Origin of the sequence: Schaalia sp., assembly GCF_050312375.1 — a bacterium.
GTDB classification, from domain to species: domain Bacteria; phylum Actinomycetota; class Actinomycetes; order Actinomycetales; family Actinomycetaceae; genus Pauljensenia; species Pauljensenia hyovaginalis.
In genome coordinates this window covers 30,073-51,106 of the sequence record NZ_JBNOYB010000048.1, presented here as the reverse complement: position 1 = coordinate 51,106, position 21,034 = coordinate 30,073, and the positions used below count along the sequence as shown (strand labels likewise).

The 21,034-nt window shown below is 66.9% G+C and carries 16 protein-coding genes; 14 read left to right on the top strand and 2 right to left on the bottom strand.

Annotated elements, in window-relative coordinates:
* Window positions 1-111 precede the first annotated feature (111 nt).
* A complete protein-coding gene (locus ACQY7V_RS03820) occupies window positions 112-1,470 on the top strand; it encodes a xylulokinase (protein WP_320836167.1) in 1,359 nt (452 codons plus the stop codon).
* 129 nt (window positions 1,471-1,599) lie between these two features.
* Window positions 1,600-3,093 (top strand): MFS transporter, encoded by a 1,494-nt coding sequence (locus tag ACQY7V_RS03815; protein ID WP_428638987.1) that lies wholly within the window; start codon window positions 1,600-1,602, stop codon window positions 3,091-3,093.
* A gap of 73 nt (window positions 3,094-3,166) precedes the next feature.
* Here the strand turns inward: ACQY7V_RS03815 and ACQY7V_RS03810 are convergent, their stop codons facing one another.
* Entirely contained in the window at window positions 3,167-4,228 is a 1,062-nt protein-coding gene (locus ACQY7V_RS03810) for a LacI family DNA-binding transcriptional regulator (RefSeq protein WP_320836165.1), read from the bottom strand.
* 231 nt (window positions 4,229-4,459) lie between these two features.
* Here ACQY7V_RS03810 and ACQY7V_RS03805 point away from each other — a divergent pair, with 231 nt between their 5' ends.
* The 11 genes from ACQY7V_RS03805 (at window position 4,460) to ACQY7V_RS03755 (ending at window position 18,680) form a co-directional block, all read left to right on the top strand.
* Window positions 4,460-5,731, top strand: a complete 1,272-nt coding sequence (locus ACQY7V_RS03805) for an ABC transporter substrate-binding protein (protein WP_320836164.1) — start codon at window positions 4,460-4,462, stop codon at window positions 5,729-5,731.
* Between the two features lie 9 nt (window positions 5,732-5,740).
* Entirely contained in the window at window positions 5,741-6,736 is a 996-nt protein-coding gene (locus tag ACQY7V_RS03800; protein ID WP_154475682.1) for a carbohydrate ABC transporter permease, read from the top strand.
* Window positions 6,733-7,596, top strand: a complete 864-nt coding sequence (locus ACQY7V_RS03795) for a carbohydrate ABC transporter permease (RefSeq protein ID WP_428638984.1) — start codon at window positions 6,733-6,735, stop codon at window positions 7,594-7,596. Before ACQY7V_RS03800 ends, ACQY7V_RS03795 begins: the two co-directional genes overlap by 4 nt.
* Entirely contained in the window at window positions 7,593-9,074 is a 1,482-nt protein-coding gene (locus ACQY7V_RS03790) for a glycoside hydrolase family 43 protein (RefSeq protein WP_428638982.1), read from the top strand. Before ACQY7V_RS03795 ends, ACQY7V_RS03790 begins: the two co-directional genes overlap by 4 nt.
* 44 nt (window positions 9,075-9,118) lie before the next feature.
* Complete coding sequence (locus ACQY7V_RS03785; RefSeq protein WP_428638980.1) at window positions 9,119-11,476, top strand: beta-glucosidase family protein; 2,358 nt, start codon at window positions 9,119-9,121, stop codon at window positions 11,474-11,476.
* Between the two features lie 67 nt (window positions 11,477-11,543).
* A complete protein-coding gene (locus ACQY7V_RS03780) occupies window positions 11,544-12,545 on the top strand; it encodes an acetylxylan esterase (RefSeq protein WP_303774763.1) in 1,002 nt (333 codons plus the stop codon).
* A 366-nt stretch (window positions 12,546-12,911) separates the two neighbouring features.
* A complete protein-coding gene (locus tag ACQY7V_RS03775; RefSeq protein WP_321082918.1) occupies window positions 12,912-13,850 on the top strand; it encodes a DMT family transporter in 939 nt (312 codons plus the stop codon).
* Between the two features lie 5 nt (window positions 13,851-13,855).
* Window positions 13,856-15,145 carry an ABC transporter substrate-binding protein gene (locus ACQY7V_RS03770; RefSeq protein WP_428638977.1) on the top strand — a complete coding sequence of 430 codons (1,290 nt, stop codon included), beginning with the start codon at window positions 13,856-13,858 and terminating at the stop codon, window positions 15,143-15,145.
* A gap of 25 nt (window positions 15,146-15,170) precedes the next feature.
* A complete protein-coding gene (locus tag ACQY7V_RS03765; protein WP_428638976.1) occupies window positions 15,171-16,139 on the top strand; it encodes a carbohydrate ABC transporter permease in 969 nt (322 codons plus the stop codon).
* Window positions 16,129-16,986, top strand: coding sequence for a carbohydrate ABC transporter permease (locus ACQY7V_RS03760; protein ID WP_277298754.1), 858 nt, complete (start codon window positions 16,129-16,131; stop codon window positions 16,984-16,986). The genes ACQY7V_RS03765 and ACQY7V_RS03760 overlap by 11 nt, the downstream gene beginning before the upstream one ends.
* Complete coding sequence (locus tag ACQY7V_RS03755) at window positions 16,983-18,680, top strand: MGH1-like glycoside hydrolase domain-containing protein (protein WP_428638975.1); 1,698 nt, start codon at window positions 16,983-16,985, stop codon at window positions 18,678-18,680. Before ACQY7V_RS03760 ends, ACQY7V_RS03755 begins: the two co-directional genes overlap by 4 nt.
* A 192-nt stretch (window positions 18,681-18,872) precedes the next feature.
* Here ACQY7V_RS03755 and ACQY7V_RS03750 read toward each other — a convergent pair whose 3' ends face one another.
* Window positions 18,873-19,610 (bottom strand): DeoR/GlpR family DNA-binding transcription regulator, encoded by a 738-nt coding sequence (locus ACQY7V_RS03750; RefSeq protein ID WP_235361081.1) that lies wholly within the window; start codon window positions 19,608-19,610, stop codon window positions 18,873-18,875.
* Window positions 19,611-19,957: 347 nt separating this feature from the next.
* On the opposite strand from ACQY7V_RS03750, the gene ACQY7V_RS03745 reads away from it, so the two are divergent.
* The gene (locus ACQY7V_RS03745) at window positions 19,958-21,001 is read left to right on the top strand and encodes a substrate-binding domain-containing protein (RefSeq protein WP_235361082.1); all 1,044 of its coding nucleotides are present in this window, start codon (window positions 19,958-19,960) and stop codon (window positions 20,999-21,001) included.
* Window positions 21,002-21,034: the final 33 nt, after the last annotated feature.

The following is a 21,034-nucleotide window of genomic DNA, read 5'->3' as shown; positions in this document are numbered from 1 at the left end:
CATTCCCCTCAATCCGCAGCACGCCCCGCCCTCGTCACCCCCGCGCCCGCAACTCAGGGGCAGCCACCTGATCCTCCCTAGGCCCACGACAACGAAGTTCTGGAGACTCCCATGACCACCCGCCCCTACGTCGCCGGCGTCGACACCTCCACCCAGTCCTGCAAGGTCGTCATCTACGACCCCGCCAGCGGCTCGATCATCCGCCAGGGCAAGGCCTCCCACCCGGACGGCACCGAGGTCGACCCCGCCAAGTGGTGGGACGCCTTCCTCGAAGCCGTCGATGAAGCCGGCGGCCTCGACGATGTCGCGGCCCTGTCCGTCGGCGGACAGCAGCACGGCATGGTCCTCCTCGACGAGGACGGCGAGGTCATCCGCCCTGCCCTGCTGTGGAACGACACCCGCTCCGCGTCCTGCGCACGCGACCTCATCCGCGAACGCGGCACCGACGGGCGCGACGACGCGGGCTCCGAGGGCGCGAGCTGGTGGGCCGATGCGACCGGTTCGGTGCCCGTCGCCTCGCTCACCGTGACGAAGCTGCGATGGATCGCCGACAACGAGCCCGAGAACGTCGAGCGGATCGCGGCGATCTGCCTGCCCCACGACTACCTCGCGTGGCGGATCATGGGCTCGCCCTCCCTGGAAGCGCTCGCGACCGACCGCTCCGACGCCTCGGGCACCGGCTACATGGCGCGCGAAACCCCCGAATACCGGCGCGACATCCTCGCCTCCGCCCTGCGCATCGACGAGGACGAGGCGGGGCGCATCATCCTCCCGGCGATCGCGGGCCCGTGGGACGTCGTCGGGCACGGCGACCCCGAGCGCGGCTGGGGCGAGATCCTCATCGGTCCCGGCGCCGGCGACAATGCGGCGGCGGCTCTCGGCGTCGAACTGGAACCCGGGTCGGCGCTGCTGTCCCTGGGGACCTCAGGAGTGGTCTCCGCCGTGTCGACCAGATCGATCGCCGACGCATCCGGCCTGGTCACAGGCTTCTCGGATGCCTCCGGCAACTGGCTGCCCCTGGCCTGCACCCTCAACGCCTCGCGCATCATCGATGCCATGATGAAGGTGACGGGCCTGGGCTACAAGGAGTTCGACGAGGCCGCCCTGTCCGTCGATGACGCCGCCGGCCTCGTCCTCGTCCCCTATTTCGAGGGCGAGCGCACCCCGAACCTGCCGGACGCGACGGCCTCGCTTTCGGGCATGACCCTGGCGAACTCCGATCGCGCCCACGTCGCCCGCGCCACCGTCGAAGGACTGCTCACCCTCATGCGCTTCGCACTCGATGCGATGCGCGCCCAGGGCGCGCCGATCGAGAAGGTTCTCATCGTCGGCGGCGGCGCGAAGTCCACCGCCGTCCAGGCGCTCGCCGCGCAGTTCCTCGATGCGGCGGTCGAGCTTCCCGAGGCCGGCGAGTACGTCGCGCTCGGCGCCGCGAAGCAGGCCGCGAAGGTTCTGGCCGAAGCGCAGTAGCGTCCGGCACGTCCGGCACATCCGGCACGTCCGGCACGGGGTCGCTGCGCACCGGGTCGCCGAGGGGCGTCGGGCACCACCGGGAAACGACGGGGGAGATGGAGTCGACATGAACGTCGGAGTACTCGAATGACTCGGGGAGAGGCGGGAGGGCTGCGGATCTACGCGGCCCTCCTGCGGCGTCCCCATGTGGCGCGCTTCCTCCTGGGCGGGGTGCTCGTCCAGTTCCCCTACGCGATGGTGAACATGGCCCTCCTCATCGGGGCGCGCGACGGCTACGGCTCCTATTCGAGCGCGGGCCTCGCCGCGGCGGTCATGTCGATCGCGGGAGCCTTCTTCGGCCCGAACGTGGGCCGCGCCATCGATCGATGGGGGCAGAAGCGCGTCGTCGGCGTCATCGGCGCCTTCTGGGTGTTCTCCATCGCGGTCCTCGGCCTCGTCCTCGTGCTGCGTCCGCCCTACTGGGCGCTCGTCGCAGTCGTGGTCATGCTCGGGATCAGCGTCCCCGGCGGATCCTTGATCCGCGCCCGCTGGCGCGAGGCCCTGCGCGAGGAGTCCTCGGTGATGCCCTCGGCCCTGTCGCTCACCTCCGTGGCCGAGGAGTTCATGTGGGTGCTCTCCACCCCGATCGCGACCGCCCTGGCGACCCTGGTCTCGCCGATCGCGGCACTGGTCTTCGGCATCTTCACGATCCTGGCCGGTCTGCACCTGCTCCTCGGCGATTCGACTTTCGAACCCGCGCCCTTGGGCGAGCGCGTGCGTGCGCGACTCCGAGGTGCGCAGGGGCCGAGGGCGGAGCTCGGCTCCTCGGGGAACGAGGGCGAGCGCGCGGAGGCCGGATCGGGCGACTGCGGGATCGAAGGCGCGTTCGCAAGCGCCGCTCATGCCGAGGAATCGATGATTCTCGAGGGCGGGGCGGATGCCCGGGCAGGGGCGGAGGCCCGGGCAGGGGCGGAGGCCCGGGCAGAGGCGGTGGGCGAATGCGCTCCCGGCGTTGCGCCGACTGCGCAGCCCTCGTCCTCATCGGCGGTCGAGCGCCTGTGGACGCCGACCTTCGCCGTCCTTCTTCTCGTTCTGATCTTCTACGGCGCTTTCCAGACGACCACGGGGATCGCGATCGTGGCCTTCGCCCGCGAGCTCGACATGCAGGCCTGGGCGGGGACCGTGACCGCCTGCTTCTCGGGCGGGTCGATGGTCGGCGCACTCGTCTACGGGATGAGGGCGTGGCCCGGATCCTTGTGGGCGCGCTTCTACATCGGGTTGGCGGCGCTCGCGGTCGCGTGCTCGCTGCTCGTGTTCGTCGGCTCGATGCCCGCGGCGGCGATCGTCATGCTCGTGTCGGGCCTGTTCCAGGCTCCGACGGTGGTCAACATCAATCAGATCTTCATGCGCATCGTGCCCGCGAAGCGCTTCACCGAGGGGATGGCCCTCTTCGGTTCGATGTGGGTGATCGGGATGTCGGTGTCGAACATCGGTGCGGGGGCTGCGATCGATCGTTGGGGAGCGTTCGGCGGTTTCGCGACCGTGGTCGGTTTCGCGCTGGGCGCCCTCGTGCTGGCGCTCGTCTCGATGCCCGCGGTGAAGCGGGTGTTGGAGGTGGGGCCCGGAGACGGGCCCGCCTGAGTCGGGGCGGCGGTCCCGGCGTCGGCGCGCCGTGTGCGCGTCGGCCGGGCGCTTTGGGGCGGGACCGATGGGGTCAGTCGCTCAGGGGAGCGGGGGCGGTCGAGTCGCGGACGACGAGCCGGGTGGCGAGCTGAATGGGCGAGCCGGCCGTCGCCCCCGGATCCTTCGACATGAGGAGCACGGTGCGCACGGCCTGCGCCCCCATGTCGCCGAGCGGCTGATGGACGCTGGTGAGCCTGGGGGTCGCCCAGCGCGCGAGGTCGGTGTCGTCGAAGCCGATGACGGAGAGGTCCTCGGGGATCCGCAGTCCGAGTTCGCGGGCCGCCTCGTAGACGCCGATCGCGGTGACGTCGTTGGAGGCGAAGATCGCGCTCGGGCGCTCGGGCGCGGGGAGTGAGAGGAGACGGCGTCCGACTTCGAGTCCGTTCTCGTAGGAGTATTCGGATCCGCCGACGAGGGCGGGGTCGAAGGCGATCCGGTTCATCCTCAGGGCCGACAGGTAGCCCTCGAAGCGCTCGTGGCCGGGCACCGAGTAGGCGGGGCCTTTGACGAAGGCGATGCGGGAGTGGCCGAGGGCGATGAGGTGCTGCGTCGCTTCGACGCCGCCGTTCCAGTTGGTCGCGCCGATCGAGGCGGTCCCGATCGGGGTGGGGGATGCGGGGTCGATCGCGAGGTGGGCGAGGCCGGCGTCTTGGAGGCGGGCGATGAGGTCGGTGCTCGAGGGCGAGGTGACGGTGATGATGCCGATGCCCCCGCCTTCGGCGAAGTCCGAGATCCAACGATCGTCGAGGGGGCGGATCCTCGGTTCTTCGCCGGTGCCGAATGAGGTGTGGCTGAGGAGGAGGTTGGCGCCGAGCTGGAGGGCTGCTGTGGAGGCGCCTTTGAGGATCTCGAGGGTGTAGGTCGTCGAAAGATTGTCGGCGACGATGGCGATCGAGGGGCGTGCTGCGGTCGGGTGCGCGGGGGCGGTGCGCTGATATCCGAGTGCGGCGCAGGCGTCGAGGACGGCGCGCCGTGTCGATTCGGAGACGTCTTTGCGGTTGTTGAGGGCTTTTGAGGCCGAGGCTTTGGAAACGCCTGCCAGTTGGGCGACCGCATCGAGGGTGACCTTCTGCTTGCGAGGGGTATCACTCATGGCAACCTCCTTTCGAGCTTCAGCATACGAAACAGTTTCGTTTTGTTCAAGGAGTAATCAATCTCTGACGATTTCGTTATCAGCGCGCAATCTGCGCGTCTTGACATATTTTTTCTCGGACTTAAACTAAGTGGTGTTCAGGTTGGTTCGCGAAAGATTTCGGTCAATCCCAGACCGGAGCGACCACCGACGGAGGTTTCAACGGTGAAACGACACTCACGAATGCTCGGTGTGACGGCAATCGCCACCGTCGCCGCACTCGCCCTCGCCGGCTGCGCCGGTGGCGCAGGGTCCGACTCCGGATCCGCCGACGGCAAGGTCACCATGGAGCTCTGGCACAACTCCACCACCGGTGAAGGCAAGGCCTTCTGGGACAGCACCGCCGCCGACTTCATGAAAGAGAACCCGAACGTCACGATCAACGTCTCGGCCGTCCAGAACGAAGAACTCGACGGCAAGCTCCAGACCGCGATGAACTCCGGAGACGCCCCCGAGATCTTCTTCTCGCGCGGTGGCGGCAAGCTCAACGACATGATCGCTGCCGGACAGGTCCAGGACATCACCGATCAAATCACGGAAGAGACGAAGACCGCGATCGGCCCCGGCCCAATGTCCACGCTCACCGTCGACGGCAAGCTCTACGGCATTCCGACCTCCGTTCTGCCCGGAGGCATCTACTACTCCGAAGAGCTCTTCGCCCAGGCCGGCATCACCGAAGCCCCCACGACCATGGACGAGCTCAACACCGCCATCGACAAGCTCAAGGCGGCCGGCATCCAGCCGATCGCCCTCGGCGCCAAGGACGCATGGCCCGCCGCCCACTGGTTCTACTTCTTCGCCCTGCGCGAATGCAGCCAGGACACCTTCCTCACCGACTCCGCCAAGGGCGACTTCTCCGATCCCTGCTGGCTCAAGGCCGCCGAGGACCTCAAGACCTTCGCCGATACTGAACCCTTCAACGACGGCTTCCTCACCACTTCCGCCCAGCAGGGCGCAGGCTCCTCCGCGGGCCTCGTCGCCAACCACAAGGCCGCCATGGAACTCATGGGCGCCTGGAACGTCGGCGTCATCGCGGACCTCACTCCCGACAAGAAGCCCCTCGCGGACCTGCGCTGGTTCCCCTTCCCGGCCGTTGACGGCGGACAGGGCGGCGAAGGTGCCCTCATGGGCGGTCTTGACGGATTCTCCTGCTCGACCGAAGCCCCCAAGGAATGCGCTGAATTCCTCAACTTCGCCGTGAAGAAGGAATACCAGGAGAAGTACGCCGAAGCCTTCAAGACCATCCCGGCCAACACGCAGGCCCAGGGCGTCGTTCAGGAGCCCGCGCTCAAGAACATCCTCGAGGCCAACAACAAGGCCCCCTACATCGCCGTGTGGCTCGACACCCTGCTCGGCCAGAACGTCGGTAACGCCCTCAACATCGGCGTCGTCGACATGCTCGCCGGCAAGTCGGGCCCCGATGGCATCCTCAAGGCGGTTCAGGCCGCAGCGGATAAGGAGTGATTCGAGACCATGTCAGCAGCCCCCGTGCTCAACGGGGGATCCGGGGCCGCGGGAGCCGCCGAGAAGCGCTCCCGCGGCCGCGGCCGCTCACAGAAGTCGGAGATCGGTAGGCGCGAGCGCCTGGAGATCGCCGTCCTGTCCGGCCCGGCGATCCTCCTCTTCCTCTTCTTCGTCATCTTCCCCGTCCTCATGGCGGGCTACTACGGCTTCTTCAAATGGAAGGGCTACGGAGTCCCCACCGACTTCGTCGGCCTGAAGAACTACATCACGATCCTCACCGACCCCGAGTTCCACGCGGTCCTCGGCCACAACGCGATCATCCTCGTGGCATCCCTGCTCCTCCAGGGCCCGATCGCCCTGCTCCTCGCGCTCCTCCTCAACAAGAAGATGCGCGGGCAGTCCGTGATCCGCGTCCTCATCTTCATCCCCTACGTGATCTCCGAGGTCATCGCCGGCACCGCATGGTCGCTCCTCCTCCAGAGCCAGGGCGGCGTCAACCGCCTCCTCACCGACATCGGCCTCGGCGCCTTCACCCAGGACTGGATCGCCGATCCGAAGATCGCCATGGCGACGCTGATGTTCATCCTCACCTGGAAGTACGTCGGATTCGCCGTCATCATCTTCCTCGCGGGGCTGCAGGGGATCCCGACCGAGCTCATGGAGGCCGCGAAGGTCGATGGCGCCTCCTACTGGCAGATCCAGCGCCGCATCACGATCCCCTTGCTCGGACCGACGATCCGCATGTGGGCCTTCCTCTCGATCATCGGCTCCCTCCAGCTCTTCGACCTCGTCTACATCATCTGGGGCCAGTACATCGCCTCGACCGCCGGAACCTCGACGATGGCGAGCTACATGGTGATCAACGGCCGTCTGGCCGGCAACTACGGCTACGGCAACGCCGTCGCGGTCGTCGTCTTCTTCATCTCGCTCATCATCGCCCTCGCCTACCAGCGCTTCGTCCTGCGCCGCGACACCGAGGGCGCCCTGACAGGAGGCCGGAAGTGAGCACCGCAATCCCGCTCAAGCGCCGGAAGAACGGCGCACCGAAGCTCGAATGGGGCAACCCCGGCATCTACTTCCTCGCCGCGGTCGTCATCGTCGCGATCCTTGCGCCCGTCGCCTATGTCATCATCGGCGGCTTCCGCACGAACTCGCAGATCACCGACAACCCCGCCGGCCTGCCGAACCCGTGGGTCATCGAGAACTACACCGAGGTCATCGCGAGCCCCGTCTTCTGGAGGCAGATCCTCAACTCGACGATCGCCGCCACGGCGACCACCCTCGGCGTCGTCATCCTCGGCATGATGGCCTCCTTCGTCATCGCCCGCTACCCCTTCAAGGGGCGCGAGGCCATGTACTCCCTCTTCGCCGCCGGGCTCATGTTCCCCATGACCGTTGCGATCACGCCCCTGTACATCCTCATCAAGTCCCTGGGCCTGACGAACAATCTCCTCGGCGTGATCCTCCCCGGCATCGCCTTCGCACTGCCGACGACGGTGATCATCCTCGTGCCCTTCCTGCGCACGATCCCCAAGGAGCTCGAGGAGGCCGCGGCCCTCGACGGCTGCGGAAGGCTCGGCTTCTTCTGGAAGATCGTCCTGCCGCTGTCGGCTCCCGGCGTCATCACGACGGGCATCCTCGCCTTCATCGGCTCCTGGAACTCCTACATGCTGCCGCTCTTCGTCCTCTCCGATGAGTCCCTCTTCACCTTGCCGCTGGGCGTCCAGGCCTTCGCCTCCCAGTACTCGGTGGACACCGCCAGAGTCCTCGCCTTCACCTCCCTGTCGATGATCCCCGCCCTCATCTTCTTCTCCCTCTTCGAACGCCGCATCGTCGGCGGCCTGACGGGAGCCGTGAAGGGATGAGCGCGCGCAACCCGATCCTCGCCGGGGTCTTCCCCGACCCCTCCGCCTGCCGGGTCGGCGACACGGTCTACCTCGCGAACTCGACCTTCACCTGGTTGCCCGGACTGCCGATCCACGCCAGCCGCGACCTGGAGAACTGGGAGCTCGTCGGCCACGCCCTCACCGAGGACAATGCCGGCCCGCTCGACCTCGAGCTCGGAGCAGAATCGCAGGGCATCTTCGCCCCGACTCTGCGCCACATCGGCGGTCGCTTCGTCCTCGTCTGCACGACGGTCGTCGGCGCCGCGGAACGCTCCTTCGTCATGACCGCGCCGCGCGCCGAGGGGCCGTGGTCGACTCCCCGCTTCCTCGACGGCGCCGGCGGTATCGACCCGGATGTGTTCGAGGACGAGGACGGGACCGTCTGGTGGACGGGGACCCGCTTGGCCGCAGATCCCATGTGGCACGACCAGACCGAGATCTGGACGCGCCCGGTCGACCTCGACGGCGCCCGCTTCACGGGCGAGGAGACGGTCATCTGGCACGGCGCCGTCGAGAAGGTCGTCTGGTCGGAGGGGCCGCACCTCTACAGGCTCGGCGACACCTACTACCTCCTGACCGCCGAGGGCGGGACCGCCGAAGAGCACTCGGTCTCGATCGCCCGGGCATCGCACCCGCGCGGCCCCTGGGAGGGCTGCAAGCGCAACCCGATCTTCAGCCACCGCAATCTCGGCCGGAGCTCGCAGATCCACAACATCGGGCACGCCGACATGTTCACCATGCCCGACGGATCCTGGTGGGCGGTCATGCTCGGCGTGAGGCTGCGTGACAACCGCCACCTCCTCGGGCGCGAGACCTTCCTCGTGCCCGTCGCCTGGGAGGACGGGTGGCCGGTGTTCGCCCCGGGTGTCGGCCGGGTCCCCGCCGCCCTCGACATCCGTCCCGGTATCGCCCCCGAGCAGCGCAGCCTCGCGCCCCTCGGAGACGTCCCCGAACGCCCGCATGAGGTCGAACTCCCCGTCGCCGAGCTGAGCGCCAGGGCGCTGAGGCCGGTCGGGGCGGAGTGGATCGGCGAGGAGGAGCGTTCGTTCCGCGGCGTGCGCGCCGCGTCCTGGAAGGCCGCGATCAGCCTCGCCGCTGAGACGCTCGCCGCAGGAGGCCTCGCGCTCGGCATCGTCCAGGATGCGAAGAACTCGGCCCGCGTGCGCATCGACGAGGACGGTCGCCTGCTCGCCCGGATCCTCGTGCGCGGAGAAGAGGAGGAACGGGTGCTCGGGCGTCCCGATGCGGGCGCAAGAGTCCGGGTCGGTTTGCGCGACCTCGTCTGTGAGATCGCCTTCGGCGATGAACGCGCCGAGACCGTCCTCGCCCTGCCCGCGGATTGGCTCTCGACCGAGGAAGCCGGGGGATTCACCGGCTGCCTGCTCGGACTGTGGGGTCCCGCCCTCGAGAACACGACTGCGCCGGTGCGCCTCGCCGGAACCGAATTGCGCCCCTGAGCGCCCGACCCCTGCGCCTGAGGGCGCACGACCTTGGAGACATCATGACCACCTGGCAGAACGCGTCCCTCAGCGATGAGGAACGGCTCGACGCCCTGCTCGCCGAGATGAGCCTGAAGGAGAAGATCCATCAGCTCGCCTCCTTCTGGGCGCGCGATCCGGAGGACTCCGTGCCCGCGCCCGAGCCCACGGGGCACGAGGGCGGGGTCGGCGATTCCGCCGATGAGGGGGCCGGCCACGAGGTCGCGCCCATGGAGAACGCCTTCGCGGCCGATTCCCTGTCCTGGGAGGAGTCGATCGACGGCGGCCTCGGCCACCTGACCCGCGTGTGGGGCACAGACCCCCTTGAACTCTCCGAGGGTGCGGCCAAGCTCAAGAAGATGCAGGCCGAGGTGCGCGAATGCAACGCCTTCGGCATCCCTGCGATCGTCCACGAGGAGTGCCTCACCGGTTTCACCGCCTACCGGGCGACCGTGTACCCCGCGGCGATCGCGTGGGGGGCGACCTGGGATCCCGAGCTCGTCGGCGAGATGGCTTCGCGGATCGGGCAGGACATGCGCGCCCTCGGCGTCCACCAGGGCCTGTCGCCCCTGCTCGACGTTGTCCGCGACTACCGCTGGGGGCGCGTCGAGGAGACCTGCGGCGAGGACCCCTACCTCGTCGGTTCGCTCGGCACGGCCTACGTCAAGGGCCTCCAGGGCGCGGGCGTCATGGCGACCCTCAAGCACTTCGTCGGCTATCCGGCCTCGCGCGGCGGCCGCAATCACGCGCCGGTGCCGATGGGCCCGCGCGAACTCGAGGACGTCATGCTCCCCTCCTTCGAGATGGCGGTCCGCGAGGGCGGCGTCGACTCGGTGATGAACTCCTACTCCGACATCGACGGTGTGCCCGCCGCCGCTTCTCGCCACCTCCTCACCGAGGTCCTGCGCGAGCGCTGGGGATTCACGGGGACGACCGTCTCGGATTACTGGTCGGTCCGATTCCTTGAGAAGATGCACCGCGTCGCCGCGGACGAGGTCGAGGCGGGGGCGCTCGCCCTCCGCGCCGGATTGGATGTCGAGCTGCCTGAGACGACCTGCTATTCGGGGCTCGCCGAAGCGGTGGAGCGCGGCCTGCTCGAGGTTGCGGACGTCGATGCGGCGGCTCGCAGGGTGCTCCTCCAGAAGGTGCGCCTGGGCCTGCTCGACGCCGACTGGGAGCCCCTCGTCGATGAATCGCGCGACCTCGATTCTCCTAAGAACCGCGAGGTGGCGCGTCGCATGGCCGAGGAGTCGATCGTCCTGCTGAAGAACGACGGCATCCTCCCCCTGCGCGCCCGCTCCGGCACCGTGGTCATCGGCCCGGTATGGGAGGAGGTCCGCTCCTTCATGGGCTGCTACTCCTTCCCGAACCACGTGCTCGCCCGTTACGAGGACGGCCGGACGGGCCTCGACATCGAGACCCTGCCCGAGGCGCTCGGCTCCGTCCTCGACGAGCCGGTCTTCGTCCGCGGCACCGGCTTCATGTCCGGAACGGACGAGGAGATCGCCGAGGCCGTTGCGGCCGCGAAGAGCTCCGAGCTCGCGATCCTCACCCTCGGGGACATCGCCGGCATGTTCGGCGAGGGCACCTCCGGCGAGGGCTGCGACGTCGCGGGCCTCGACCTGCCCGGCCGTCAGGGCGAATTGCTCGACGCGGTCCTCAGCACAGGCACGCCCGTCGTCCTCGTCCTCGTGACGGGCCGCCCCTACGCGCTCGGCGCCTATGCGGATCGCTGCGCCGCGGTCGTCCAGGCCTTCATGCCCGGAGTCGAGGGCGCGGGCGCGATCGCCCGGATCCTGTCGGGCGGGGTCTCGCCCTCGGGCCGCCTGCCGATCGCGATCCCGAACACCCCGGGCGGCCAGCCCGGCACCTACCTGCAGCCGCCGCTCGGCTGGGAGTCGGAGGGGATCTCGAACATCGATCCGCGCCCGCTCTTCCCCTTCGGGCACGGCCTGTCCTACACGAGCGTCGAGTACTCCGCTCCTTCGGTCTCGACCGGGCGCATGGCGCTCGACGGGACGGTCGAGTACTCGGTGACGGTGACGAACACCGGCGGGCGCGCCGGAGCCGAGGTCGTCCAGCTCTACGCCTCCGACCCGGTCGGCGAGGTCGTCCGCCCGCTCAAGCAGCTCATCGGTTTTGCGAAGGTCGAGCTGGCGCCCGGCGAGTCCGCCCGCGTCGTTTTTGAGGTCCACGCCGATCGCTTCTCCTTCACGGGAGTGGACATGAAGCGCATCGTCGAGGGCGGGAGGATCCTGCTCGCCGCGGGGCGCTCCTCGGAGGAGCGCCTGCCCGCGTCCGAGATCGAACTCGAGCCCGGGCGTCGTATCGTCGGTGAGGGACGCGTCCTCACCACTCCGGTGAGGATCGAGAGGAACTGAGCAAGACCGCCGGGGTCGGCGCTGCTTGAGCCGTCGGCCCCCGGGAGCGGTCGCGAAGGAGTCAAGGATGTCCACCCGCTACGACATGGAACTGCCCGATTTGCAGGCGTATCGGCCGGAGCTGGCCGAGCCCGCCGACTTCGACGAGTTCTGGCGGACGACCCTGGAGGAGAACCCCTTCGATCCGGCTCTAGTGCGCGTCGATGAGGTTGAGACGCCGCTTGAGACTCTGCGGGTCTTGGACCTCGTCTTCCCCGGTTTCGGTTCGGATCCGATCCGCGCTTGGCTCACGCTGCCCGTGTCGGCCGAGGGTCCCTTGCCGGCCGTCGTCCAGTACCAGGGCTACGGCGGAGGACGCGGCCTTCCGGTGGACCACCTCGACTGGGCGAGCGCCGGATTCGCCCATTTCTTCATGGACTCGCGCGGCCAGGGCGGCACGTGGGGCAATGGGGGAGCGACCCCTGATCCGCGGGGCGCCGGCTACGGGGATCAGGGCTTCATGACGCGCGGCATCGAGGACCCCCGCGATCACTACTACCGTCGGATCTACGTCGACGCCCACCACGCGGTCGAGGCCGCAGCCGCGTTGCCGCAGGTGGATGCTTCGAAGATCCTCGTCACCGGCGGATCCCAGGGCGGGGCGCTCGCGATCGCCGCCGCTTCGCTCAATCATCGGGTGGTCGGCGCGATGCCGGACGTCCCCTTCATGAACCACTTCCGCCGTTCGGTCGCCCAGACCGAGGGCACGCCCTACGACGAGATCGTCCGCTATCTCGCGGTCTTCCGCGATCGGGTCGACAGGGTGTTCGAGACCCTCTCCTACTTCGACGGCGTCCTCCTCGGGCGCAGGGCTCTCGCGCCCGCGCTCTTCTCCACGGCCCTGCTCGATTCGGTGTGCCCGCCCTCGTCCGTGTTCGCGGCGCGCAACTGGTGGGGCGCGGCGGCCGAGGGGGAGGCGCCGAGGGCGGACATCGAGGTGTACCCCTTCAACAACCATGAAGGCGGGGGCGCTTACCAGTGGCTCAAGCAGGTCGAGTGGGCGAGGGGATTGCTCGGCGACGGAGAGTGACGCCGTCTTGAGGCGGACGCAGGCCCTTTCGCCCCTTCCGCCCTCGTCCCGTCGTCATCGGGGATGATGGCCGGTCGGGACTCGTCGAATCCGACTGGCGTCGACGGTCGTCCGCAGGCTCTTCGGGGCCTCGTGGCGCCTCTTGTCCGCTGTGAGGAGGCGTTGATCGCGCTTCTGGCGCGGCCTGTGCGCGCTCCGGTGTCGAGTGCGAGGGGGTGTGTCATCGCTCCTCGGCAGTCGATGCGACGTGCGGTACCGGGTGACGACTCCTGTTCCCGTGATTGATTTGACATTCGTAGAAACCGGTTGCGACAATGATAGAAACCGGTTTCCATGTTCGTTGGCAGACAAAAGGAATGCACGGCGATGACGACGCGCACCCCCACGGCTCACCTCCTTCCCGCCCTCGGGCTCATACTCGTCACCGCCGTCTGGGGATCCACCTTCTTCCTCACCAAGAATCTGCTCGAAGACCTGCAAGCACTGGACTTCCTCGCCCTGAGATTCACGATCGCCGCCCTGGCCGGATCCGTGATCCTCGGACGGCGAATCATCAAGGCCGATCAGCGCACGTGGGCGCGCGGCGCGACCGCCGGACTGCTCTACTTCGCCGCCCAGTTCCTTCAAACCGAAGGGCTGAAGACCACCGACGCGTCGATCTCCGGATTCATCACCGGCATGTACGTCGTCCTCACGCCGCTCGTCGGATTCCTCCTCTTCTCGAACCGTCCGGCCGCGCGGACCTGGATCGCCGTCGTCATCGCAACCGGCGGACTGATGGTGCTCAGCCTGAACGGCCTCTCGTACGGCACCGGGGAAACCCTGACGCTGGGCGGCGCCCTGCTCTACGCGCTCCACATACTCGTCCTGGGGCGATGGGCCGAACACGACGACCCCCTCGCCCTGGCCGCGATCCAACTCATCGTCATCGCCGTTCTGGCCGACATCGCGGCCGCCCCCGGCGGATACGGGCTCCCGACGAGCGCGGCGGACTGGGCGTCCCTGCTCTACATGGCCCTCGTCGCCGCCCTCGCCGCCCTCGTCATCCAAACCTGGGCGCAGTCGCGCATCCCGGCGGCCTCAGCCGCGGTCATCATGACGACCGAACCGGCATTCGCCTCGCTCTTCGCCATCGCGCTCGGCGGAGAGCACCTCACGGGGCGCCTCGTCATCGGCGGAACCCTCATGCTCTCGGCAATGCTCGTCACCGAACTGCGCCCGTCGGCCGACGAGCGCAAAAGCGACGCCCGCCGATCCTCCCCAGAAGACCAAGCATCGTCAACACTCATCGCACAGAAAGGATGACAACGATGTCACTCAGAAGAACCGCCTGCCTCGCCCTCGCCTCGGCACTCGCGCTCGGCGCGACCGCCGGGTGCTCCGCAGGGGGGAGCGCCGACCGGGCCGAAGGGAGCGTCACCTGGTCGACATGGGGCAATCCCGAAGAACTCGCCGTCTTCGAAGAGTTCAACAAGGACTTCATGGAACGCCACCCCGACATCCGAGTCGATTTCCAACCCGTCGCCTCCTACACCGACTACCACTCCAAACTCACCACGCAGCTGACCTCCGGCACAGCGCCGGACGTCTTCTACGTCGGAGACGACCGCATCGCCTCGCTCGTCGCCAACAACGTGCTCGAACCCCTGGATCCGCACCTGAGCGATGACGCAGCCATCAAGCTCGACGACTTCTCCGAGCGGATCTACCGCGTGGCGCAGCTCGACGGCAGCACCTACGCCCTGCCGAACGACGTCAATCCGGACGCCTTCTGGTACGACAAGCAGGCGCTCGCTCAAGCCGGCATCACCGAGGACCCCGCCGAACTGGCCGCCAAGGATCAATGGACGACGCAGGCCTTCTTCTCCATGACGCGCAAGCTCGCCGAAGCCGGCATGACGGGCGCAGCATTCTGGAACTACTGGTCGACCACCAACTCGATCATCGAGTCCCAAGCGGGACCGGTCTACACCGACGACGCCTACACGGCCAACACGAATCCCGCGGCCGTCGAAGCCGTGCAGCAATGGGCGGACCGCTTCGCCTCCGGGGAACTGGCCGTCGCCGACCTCATGCCCGCGGGACAGGACGCCGACACCCTGTTCGTCACCCACCAACTCGGATTCCTCGTGCAAGGGCGTTACACGGTCGCCACCATCGAAGGCGCCGGGAACTCCATGGACGACTACGACGTCGTGCGCTGGCCGACCCCCGACGGCGCCGCCGCCTCGACGGGCGTCGCCTCCTCCTTCCTCGCCATCAACAAGAACGCCGCGGACAAGAAGGCCGCCTTCACCTTCTTCTCCGAATTCTTGTCGCGGGACGGGCAGACGCAGCGGCTCTCGAACTCCGGCAACGCCCTGCCCTCAATCGCAGGAGTCGACGAGATCGTCACGGGATCGGGCAAGCCCGCCCACGTCGCGACCCTCATCGAAATGAGGGACGAAGGATTCGCGAACTACCAGGTCGAGGCGGCCGTCCCCGACCTGTCCAACACCATCGCGAATGAATACATGCTGCCGATCTACCAAGGGAAGCTCAGCGCTCAGGAAGGGCTGGACGCCATCGCGAAGATCGTCAAGGAATCAGCAGGCGATTGATTCCGGATCGAAGAGTAGAAGCACCATGACCACTCCTCCGCCGACCGGCGGCGACCGGGGACGGCTCGTGGAGGATGCGCGCAAGCCGAGTGCTCTAAGCGCGTCCTCCACGACCGCTCCTTGGCGTCGCAAGGACTCCTATTGGGCCGTGTTCTTCCTGGCCCCTCAATTCATCGGAACCGTAGTCTTCACGCTCATCCCGTTCCTCCTCGCATTCGCCCTCGCCTTCACCGACTGGAACGGCTTCGGCCCCCTGCGCTTCATCGGATTCGCCAACTTCACCAAGCAGATCGGCGATCCGCTGTTCATCAGAGCCGTCGCGAATACTCTGGGCCTGGCCGCCATCACCGTTCCCGTCGGGCTCTTCCTCGCCATCGTGATCGCAGTGCTGCTCAACCGGATCCGGAGCAAGACCGTCTACATGATGATGTTCTTCGCCCCCGTCGTCACCTCGTCAGTGGCCGTTGCGCTGATCTGGCAGCAGCTCCTGCGGGTCGACGGAGCGCTGTCGACCACGATCGCGGCGATCACCGGACTGGATTCACCCGACTGGCTCAACGACCCTCGGCTGACGCTCATCGCCGTCAGCGCCGTGACGATCTGGTCATCGCTCGGACTCAACGTCGTGATCTTCCAGGCCGGTCTGCAGAACATCAGTCCGTCCGTCCTGGAAGCCGCATCCATCGACGGCGCATCGGCCTTGCGCTGCTTCCGATCGGTGACGCTGCCGATGCTCTCCCCCACGATCTTCTTCCAATCGATCATCGCCTTCATCTCCTCGCTCCAGGCCTTCGACATCGTCTTCGTCCTCGTCAAGAACGCCGGACCGGACAATGCGACCCGCACGATCGTCTACCACATCTACGAGCTGGGACTTGAGAAGGGGCAGATGGGGATGTCCTCGGCGGCGGCCGTCATCCTGCTCATCCTGTCCGCCGTGATCACGATCATTCAGTTCGGCTTCGAGAAGAGGTTCGTCCACTATGAGAACTGAAGGTTCGCGCCCCCTGCCCCGAGTGCGCTTCGGCTCCCTGGCCACCCACCTCGTCCTGGCGCTCGGCGCCATCGCCATGTTCGCGCCATTCGTGTGGATGGTCCTCACGGGGTTCAAAACACTGCCGCAGATCCTCAAAGAGCCTCTGAGCTTCATACCGGATCCGTGGACCACTCAGAACTTCACCTCCGCATGGACCCAGGCGCCGTTCGTCCAGGCCTACGCGAACTCGGCCTACATCACGATCGCGATCGTCTGCGGTTCGCTGATCACCACGTCAATGGCGGGCTACGCCTTCGCGCGCATCGACTTCCCCGCCAGCCGCTGGCTCTTCGGCGTCGTCCTGGTCAGCCAGATGATTCCGAAGCAGGTGACCCTGGTCCCCTTCTACCTGCTGATGGCGAAAATCGGGTGGGTGGACTCCCATCTGTCGCTGATCATCCCGGGGATCCTGGTCAATCCCTTCGGCGTCTTCCTCGCCCGTCAATTCATCCTGTCGATCCCCAAGGAACTGGAGGAGGCGGCCACGGTCGACGGGGCTTCGCGTCTGCGCATCTACTGGCAGATCATCCTTCCGCTGATCCGACCGGGCCTGGGGGCCCTGGCGATCATCGTGGCGCTGGATGCGTGGAACAACTTCCTCCTGCCGCTGGTCCTGCTCAACCGATCCCAGCTCTTCACCGTGCCCTTGCTGCTCTCGCAGTTCCAAGGGCAGTTCGGCGGCATCAACACGGGGCTGATCATGGCGGCGACCGCCGTATCGACCATTCCCATGCTCATCGCATTCGTCATCGGGCAGAAGCAGATCATGTCGTCGTTGGCGTCATCGGGTCTGGGGGGAAGATGACGAGGAGCGCCCTGCCTTCAACCGGTCCCGGCTGCGAGCTGCCCTTCGTGGATCTCGACCACGTCGCCTTCAGCGTTCCGCGTTCGCGCCTGCTCGTCACCAGGAACGGGACTGATCTGCATATCTACGAGGCGCGTTACGAAGTTCCGCTCGATTCGTGCCTTCTGGTCATCGCCTCCTTCGCCTCCAGGCGGTCCGAGGGCGGTCAAGCGGCCGCCTGGATCGCTCAGGGAGCGCATTTGAGGAGCGGCGGAGCCGAGCTGGCGATCATGGGGGAACGCATCTGCTTCGGGCGGGACGAGCACGTCGGCTCGTGGCGCTTGACGGTCGTCGATCCGCTGAGGATCAGCGTCACCGAGCAGGACGACGCCCTGATCGTCGACGTGTGCGACGACGAAGCCTCCCCTCAGGGACGCCGGATCCGCGAGGGGGAAGACGCTGCGAGCCCATCCGGGGGATCCGACTCCTTCGCGGACTTCGGGGCGAGCGCGGATCGGGTCGTCGACGAGTGGATGTCGCGCATGCCGGCGTGCGCGCCCCACCGCGTCCCCGCAATGCGCCACTGCTGGTGGACGTTGGGGGTCAACACCATCGACACGGTGATCGATGGGCGCGGGCATCGGATCATCGTGCCCTCGAAACGCGGCTACGTGGGCCTGTGGCAGTGGGACGCGTACTTCATCGCCATGGGCGTGGCCCACGGCGATCCGGATCTGGCCCTCGAGCAGTTCGAGATCGCGATGCGCTTTCAGGGCGATGACGGTCAGCTCCCGGATGTCGTCCACGAGGAGGGCGTGCTGGCCTCATCCGATGACCTGCCGCCCGCCGACCGCCTCAAACTGGAAGCGGAGGGTTCGGCCAGCATCGGACTCGGCGCCGTGCCCCTCACGAAGCCCCCGTTGACCGCCTGGGCATTGGAGAAGGTGCTCGCATCCACCTCGCCCTCGGTGCGCTCCCAGCAGATCGAGCGCTTCTCCGCTTCGATCGCGAAGAGCCAGGAGTGGTGGTTCGCCCAGGGGATCCCTCCCGTGTACGCCCACCCGTATTCCTCGGGTCTGGATGACAGCCCCGTCTTCGATTACGAATTGCCCGTTGAGACGCCGGACCTGCTGGCATACCTCGTGCGCCAGGATGAGATTCTCGCTTCGTGGCGGCGCGAAGGACTGCTGCGCTCGGACGACGCTGATCTCCACACTCATCGCGCCGAGGACACCCGTCGTCTGCTGCTGGATCTGTGGGACGCGGACGAGCAGATGTTCGTCGCGCGCAACGCGCATCGGCGGATCCCGCATCGCACGATCGTCCACTTGCTCGCATCATTCGCAGGAGGCCTTCCGGAGGAGATCAGCCGGAGTCTGAGCGAGGACATCCGCTCCGAAAAGCGCTTCTCGTCGCAGTACTCGCTGCCCGTCGTGTCCTTCGACGACGACGCCTACCGCGCCGAGGTCATGTGGCGCGGGCCGGTCTGGGCGAATACGTCGTACCTCGTCGCGGAGGGCATGCAGGCGTGCGGTCACGAACGGCTCGCCCAGGAGCTGCGCGCGGGGATCATGAAGATGATCGAAACAGCGGGTCCTGTCGAATACGTGAACGCCTTCACCGGGCGGCGCTGCGAAGGCGCCGCGTCGGCGTTCTCCTGGTCGGCCGCCCTCTACGTGGACCTCGCAGTGCGGGAGTACACGGCCTCGAGCTGAGGGGCGCTCCTCGCGTCGGCCGGGGCGCCGCCGTGCAGGGGGCGCGGGACACTGCGAGCGGTGCCGATTCAGCCTCAGGTTGAAGGCCTCCTGTGCGCGGTGGCGGAGCCGGAACGACTCCGGCACCCCTGCGGAGCCTTCGCCGTTGCGCGCTCTCGTTACGCAGAACGGAGCGATGTCCGGGCACCGCTCCTAGGGCGAGACCTCTGCGCGGATGAGCGGGATCGGGTAGTTCGCGGCCGTGATCGGGCTCAGAAGCGAATCCGTGATTCCGGCGCTGAAGTCCTCGATCCCCAGGATCTTGTACATCGCCTCTCGTCCGAACTTCGTGGAGTCCGCGACGAAGAAGGCGTCCGAGGCGATCCGGCGAACTGTTCGTTGCAGTTCCAAGGAATACCCTGAATTGCCGTAGATGCCGTCCTCCATGACGGAACTCGTGCCGAAGATCGCGACGTTCAAGCGCATGCGATTGAGCTGATCGATTGCGGTGGGGCCCCAGACATGAGTCCTCAGGGGAAGCAGTTCCCCGCCGATGACGATGAGGTTCAGAGCGGGATGCTTCAGGATCTCCGAAGCGATGGGGAGATCGTGAGTGACGACGGTCAGTGAGCGGTGCTGGAGATTCCGCGCCACCTCGAGGCAGGTCGTACCCGAGTCGAGGAAGACGGTCTGCCCTTCGAGGATCCGTTCGGCCATCGCGATTCCGATCGCCCGCTTTTCGTAAAGCTGCGGGCAGGGAGCGGTCTCCCGGGGCGCGCTGGAGAAGGGGACGGCGCCCCCGTGCGTTCGTCGGATCCGATTCGCAGCATCGAGGGCATCGAGATCCCGTCGCACTGTTGAGACGTTCACATTGAGTGCCGTGGCGAGGGAGTTCACGGACTCGAATCCGGATCTGTTCACCATGTCGACGATGACATCGTGGCGGTTCATACGAATGCTCCAAGGGCGGGTTGTACCTGAGGTGCCGGCACGTCGCTGTGCGACTCCAGTGGGATAAGGATATCCGCACAGGAACACGTGTGCGCGCTTTCGTGCATGACGTGCCACATGTCTGCCAATGCCGACGGAGACGGCACCGCCCTCGTCACGCAAAATGCATGCAGTAGAGCCCAGATGTAGGCGGAATAGCGCGACATCATTGAGTAATGCATGAAAACGCGCATTTGATGCGCGTTGACGAGCGCGAAAAAATGGGTATTGTTACTGAGTGCGACGTGCACTCCATCACCGTTGATGGGGTGGAGCGTCGGATCCCATGGTCACGAAGGAGTGATGAAATGAAGATGACGAAGCTGGCCGTCACCGCGCTCGCCTGCCTATCTGCCGTCTCGATGGCAGCCTGCAGCTCGGTCGGTTCGACCGGCGCCGCGGAATCGGCTTCCTCGTCCGCTGATTCGGGCGCTTCCAACAAGACGATGGTCACCGTCGTCAAGGTCAAGGGCATCGCCTGGTTCGACCGAATGGATGTCGGCGTCACCGAATGGGGCGAGGAGAACGGCTACGACACCCGCACCGAGGGCGGTGACGACGTCAGCCCGGAGAAGCAGATCCAGATCATTCAGGATCTCATCGCGCAGAAGCCCGCGGCGATCACGGTCGTTCCCAACTCTCCGGAAGCGCTGTCCGCCGTGCTCGCCCAGGCGCGTCAGCAGGGCATCAAGGTCATCGCCCACGAAGCGACGGGCATTCAGAACGTCGACATCGACATCGAAGCCTTCGACAACGCCTCGTACGGCGAAGACATCATGAAGAACATCGGCGAGTGCACGGGCGGAAAGGGCAAGTACGTCCAGTTCGTCGGCGGTCTCACGGCGAAGACCCATATGGAATGGGTCGAAGCCGCCTACGAGTACCAGAAGGCCAACTTCCCCGACATGGAGCGCGTCGAGACTCCGATCGAATCGACTGACAACGAGACCGCCGCCTACGAGAAGGCGAAGGAGGTCCTCGGCAAGTACCCCGACATCGCCGCATTCCAGGGATCCGCGGGCAACGACGTGCCCGGGATCGCCCGCGCGATCGAGGAGGCCGGCCTCGAGGACAAGGTCTGCGTCATGGGCACCTCGATCCCCTCGGCATCCGCGAAATACCTCGAAACAGGATCCATCGACAAGATCTTCTTCTGGGATCCGGCGCTCGCGGGCAAGGCCCAGCTTCAGATCGCCAAGATCCTCGCCGACGGCGGCACCATCGAAGACGGCACCGACCTCGGAATCGAGGGTTACACCTCGCTGAAGAAGCTCGACGGCTACGACAACGTCTGGGTCGGTGATGCGGCCATCGCCGCCGACGCCGAACAGGCGAAGAAGTTCGATTTCTGACGTGTCACGAGGCTGGTTGGCGCCCGATGGCGC

What these genes read in the sequence shown, in the direction of transcription:
- ACQY7V_RS03820 (WP_320836167.1), top strand. Translation starts at nt 112, where the DNA reads ATGACCACCCGCCCCTACGTCGCCGGCGTCGACACCTCCACCCAGTCC.
- ACQY7V_RS03815 (WP_428638987.1), top strand. Translation starts at nt 1,600, where the DNA reads ATGACTCGGGGAGAGGCGGGAGGGCTGCGGATCTACGCGGCCCTCCTG.
- ACQY7V_RS03810 (WP_320836165.1), bottom strand. Translation starts at nt 4,228, where the DNA reads ATGAGTGATACCCCTCGCAAGCAGAAGGTCACCCTCGATGCGGTCGCC.
- ACQY7V_RS03800 (WP_154475682.1), top strand. Translation starts at nt 5,741, where the DNA reads ATGTCAGCAGCCCCCGTGCTCAACGGGGGATCCGGGGCCGCGGGAGCC.
- ACQY7V_RS03790 (WP_428638982.1), top strand. Translation starts at nt 7,593, where the DNA reads ATGAGCGCGCGCAACCCGATCCTCGCCGGGGTCTTCCCCGACCCCTCC.
- ACQY7V_RS03785 (WP_428638980.1), top strand. Translation starts at nt 9,119, where the DNA reads ATGACCACCTGGCAGAACGCGTCCCTCAGCGATGAGGAACGGCTCGAC.
- ACQY7V_RS03780 (WP_303774763.1), top strand. Translation starts at nt 11,544, where the DNA reads ATGTCCACCCGCTACGACATGGAACTGCCCGATTTGCAGGCGTATCGG.
- ACQY7V_RS03775 (WP_321082918.1), top strand. Translation starts at nt 12,912, where the DNA reads ATGACGACGCGCACCCCCACGGCTCACCTCCTTCCCGCCCTCGGGCTC.
- ACQY7V_RS03770 (WP_428638977.1), top strand. Translation starts at nt 13,856, where the DNA reads ATGTCACTCAGAAGAACCGCCTGCCTCGCCCTCGCCTCGGCACTCGCG.
- ACQY7V_RS03765 (WP_428638976.1), top strand. Translation starts at nt 15,171, where the DNA reads ATGACCACTCCTCCGCCGACCGGCGGCGACCGGGGACGGCTCGTGGAG.
- ACQY7V_RS03760 (WP_277298754.1), top strand. Translation starts at nt 16,129, where the DNA reads ATGAGAACTGAAGGTTCGCGCCCCCTGCCCCGAGTGCGCTTCGGCTCC.
- ACQY7V_RS03755 (WP_428638975.1), top strand. Translation starts at nt 16,983, where the DNA reads ATGACGAGGAGCGCCCTGCCTTCAACCGGTCCCGGCTGCGAGCTGCCC.
- ACQY7V_RS03750 (WP_235361081.1), bottom strand. Translation starts at nt 19,610, where the DNA reads ATGAACCGCCACGATGTCATCGTCGACATGGTGAACAGATCCGGATTC.
- ACQY7V_RS03745 (WP_235361082.1), top strand. Translation starts at nt 19,958, where the DNA reads ATGAAGATGACGAAGCTGGCCGTCACCGCGCTCGCCTGCCTATCTGCC.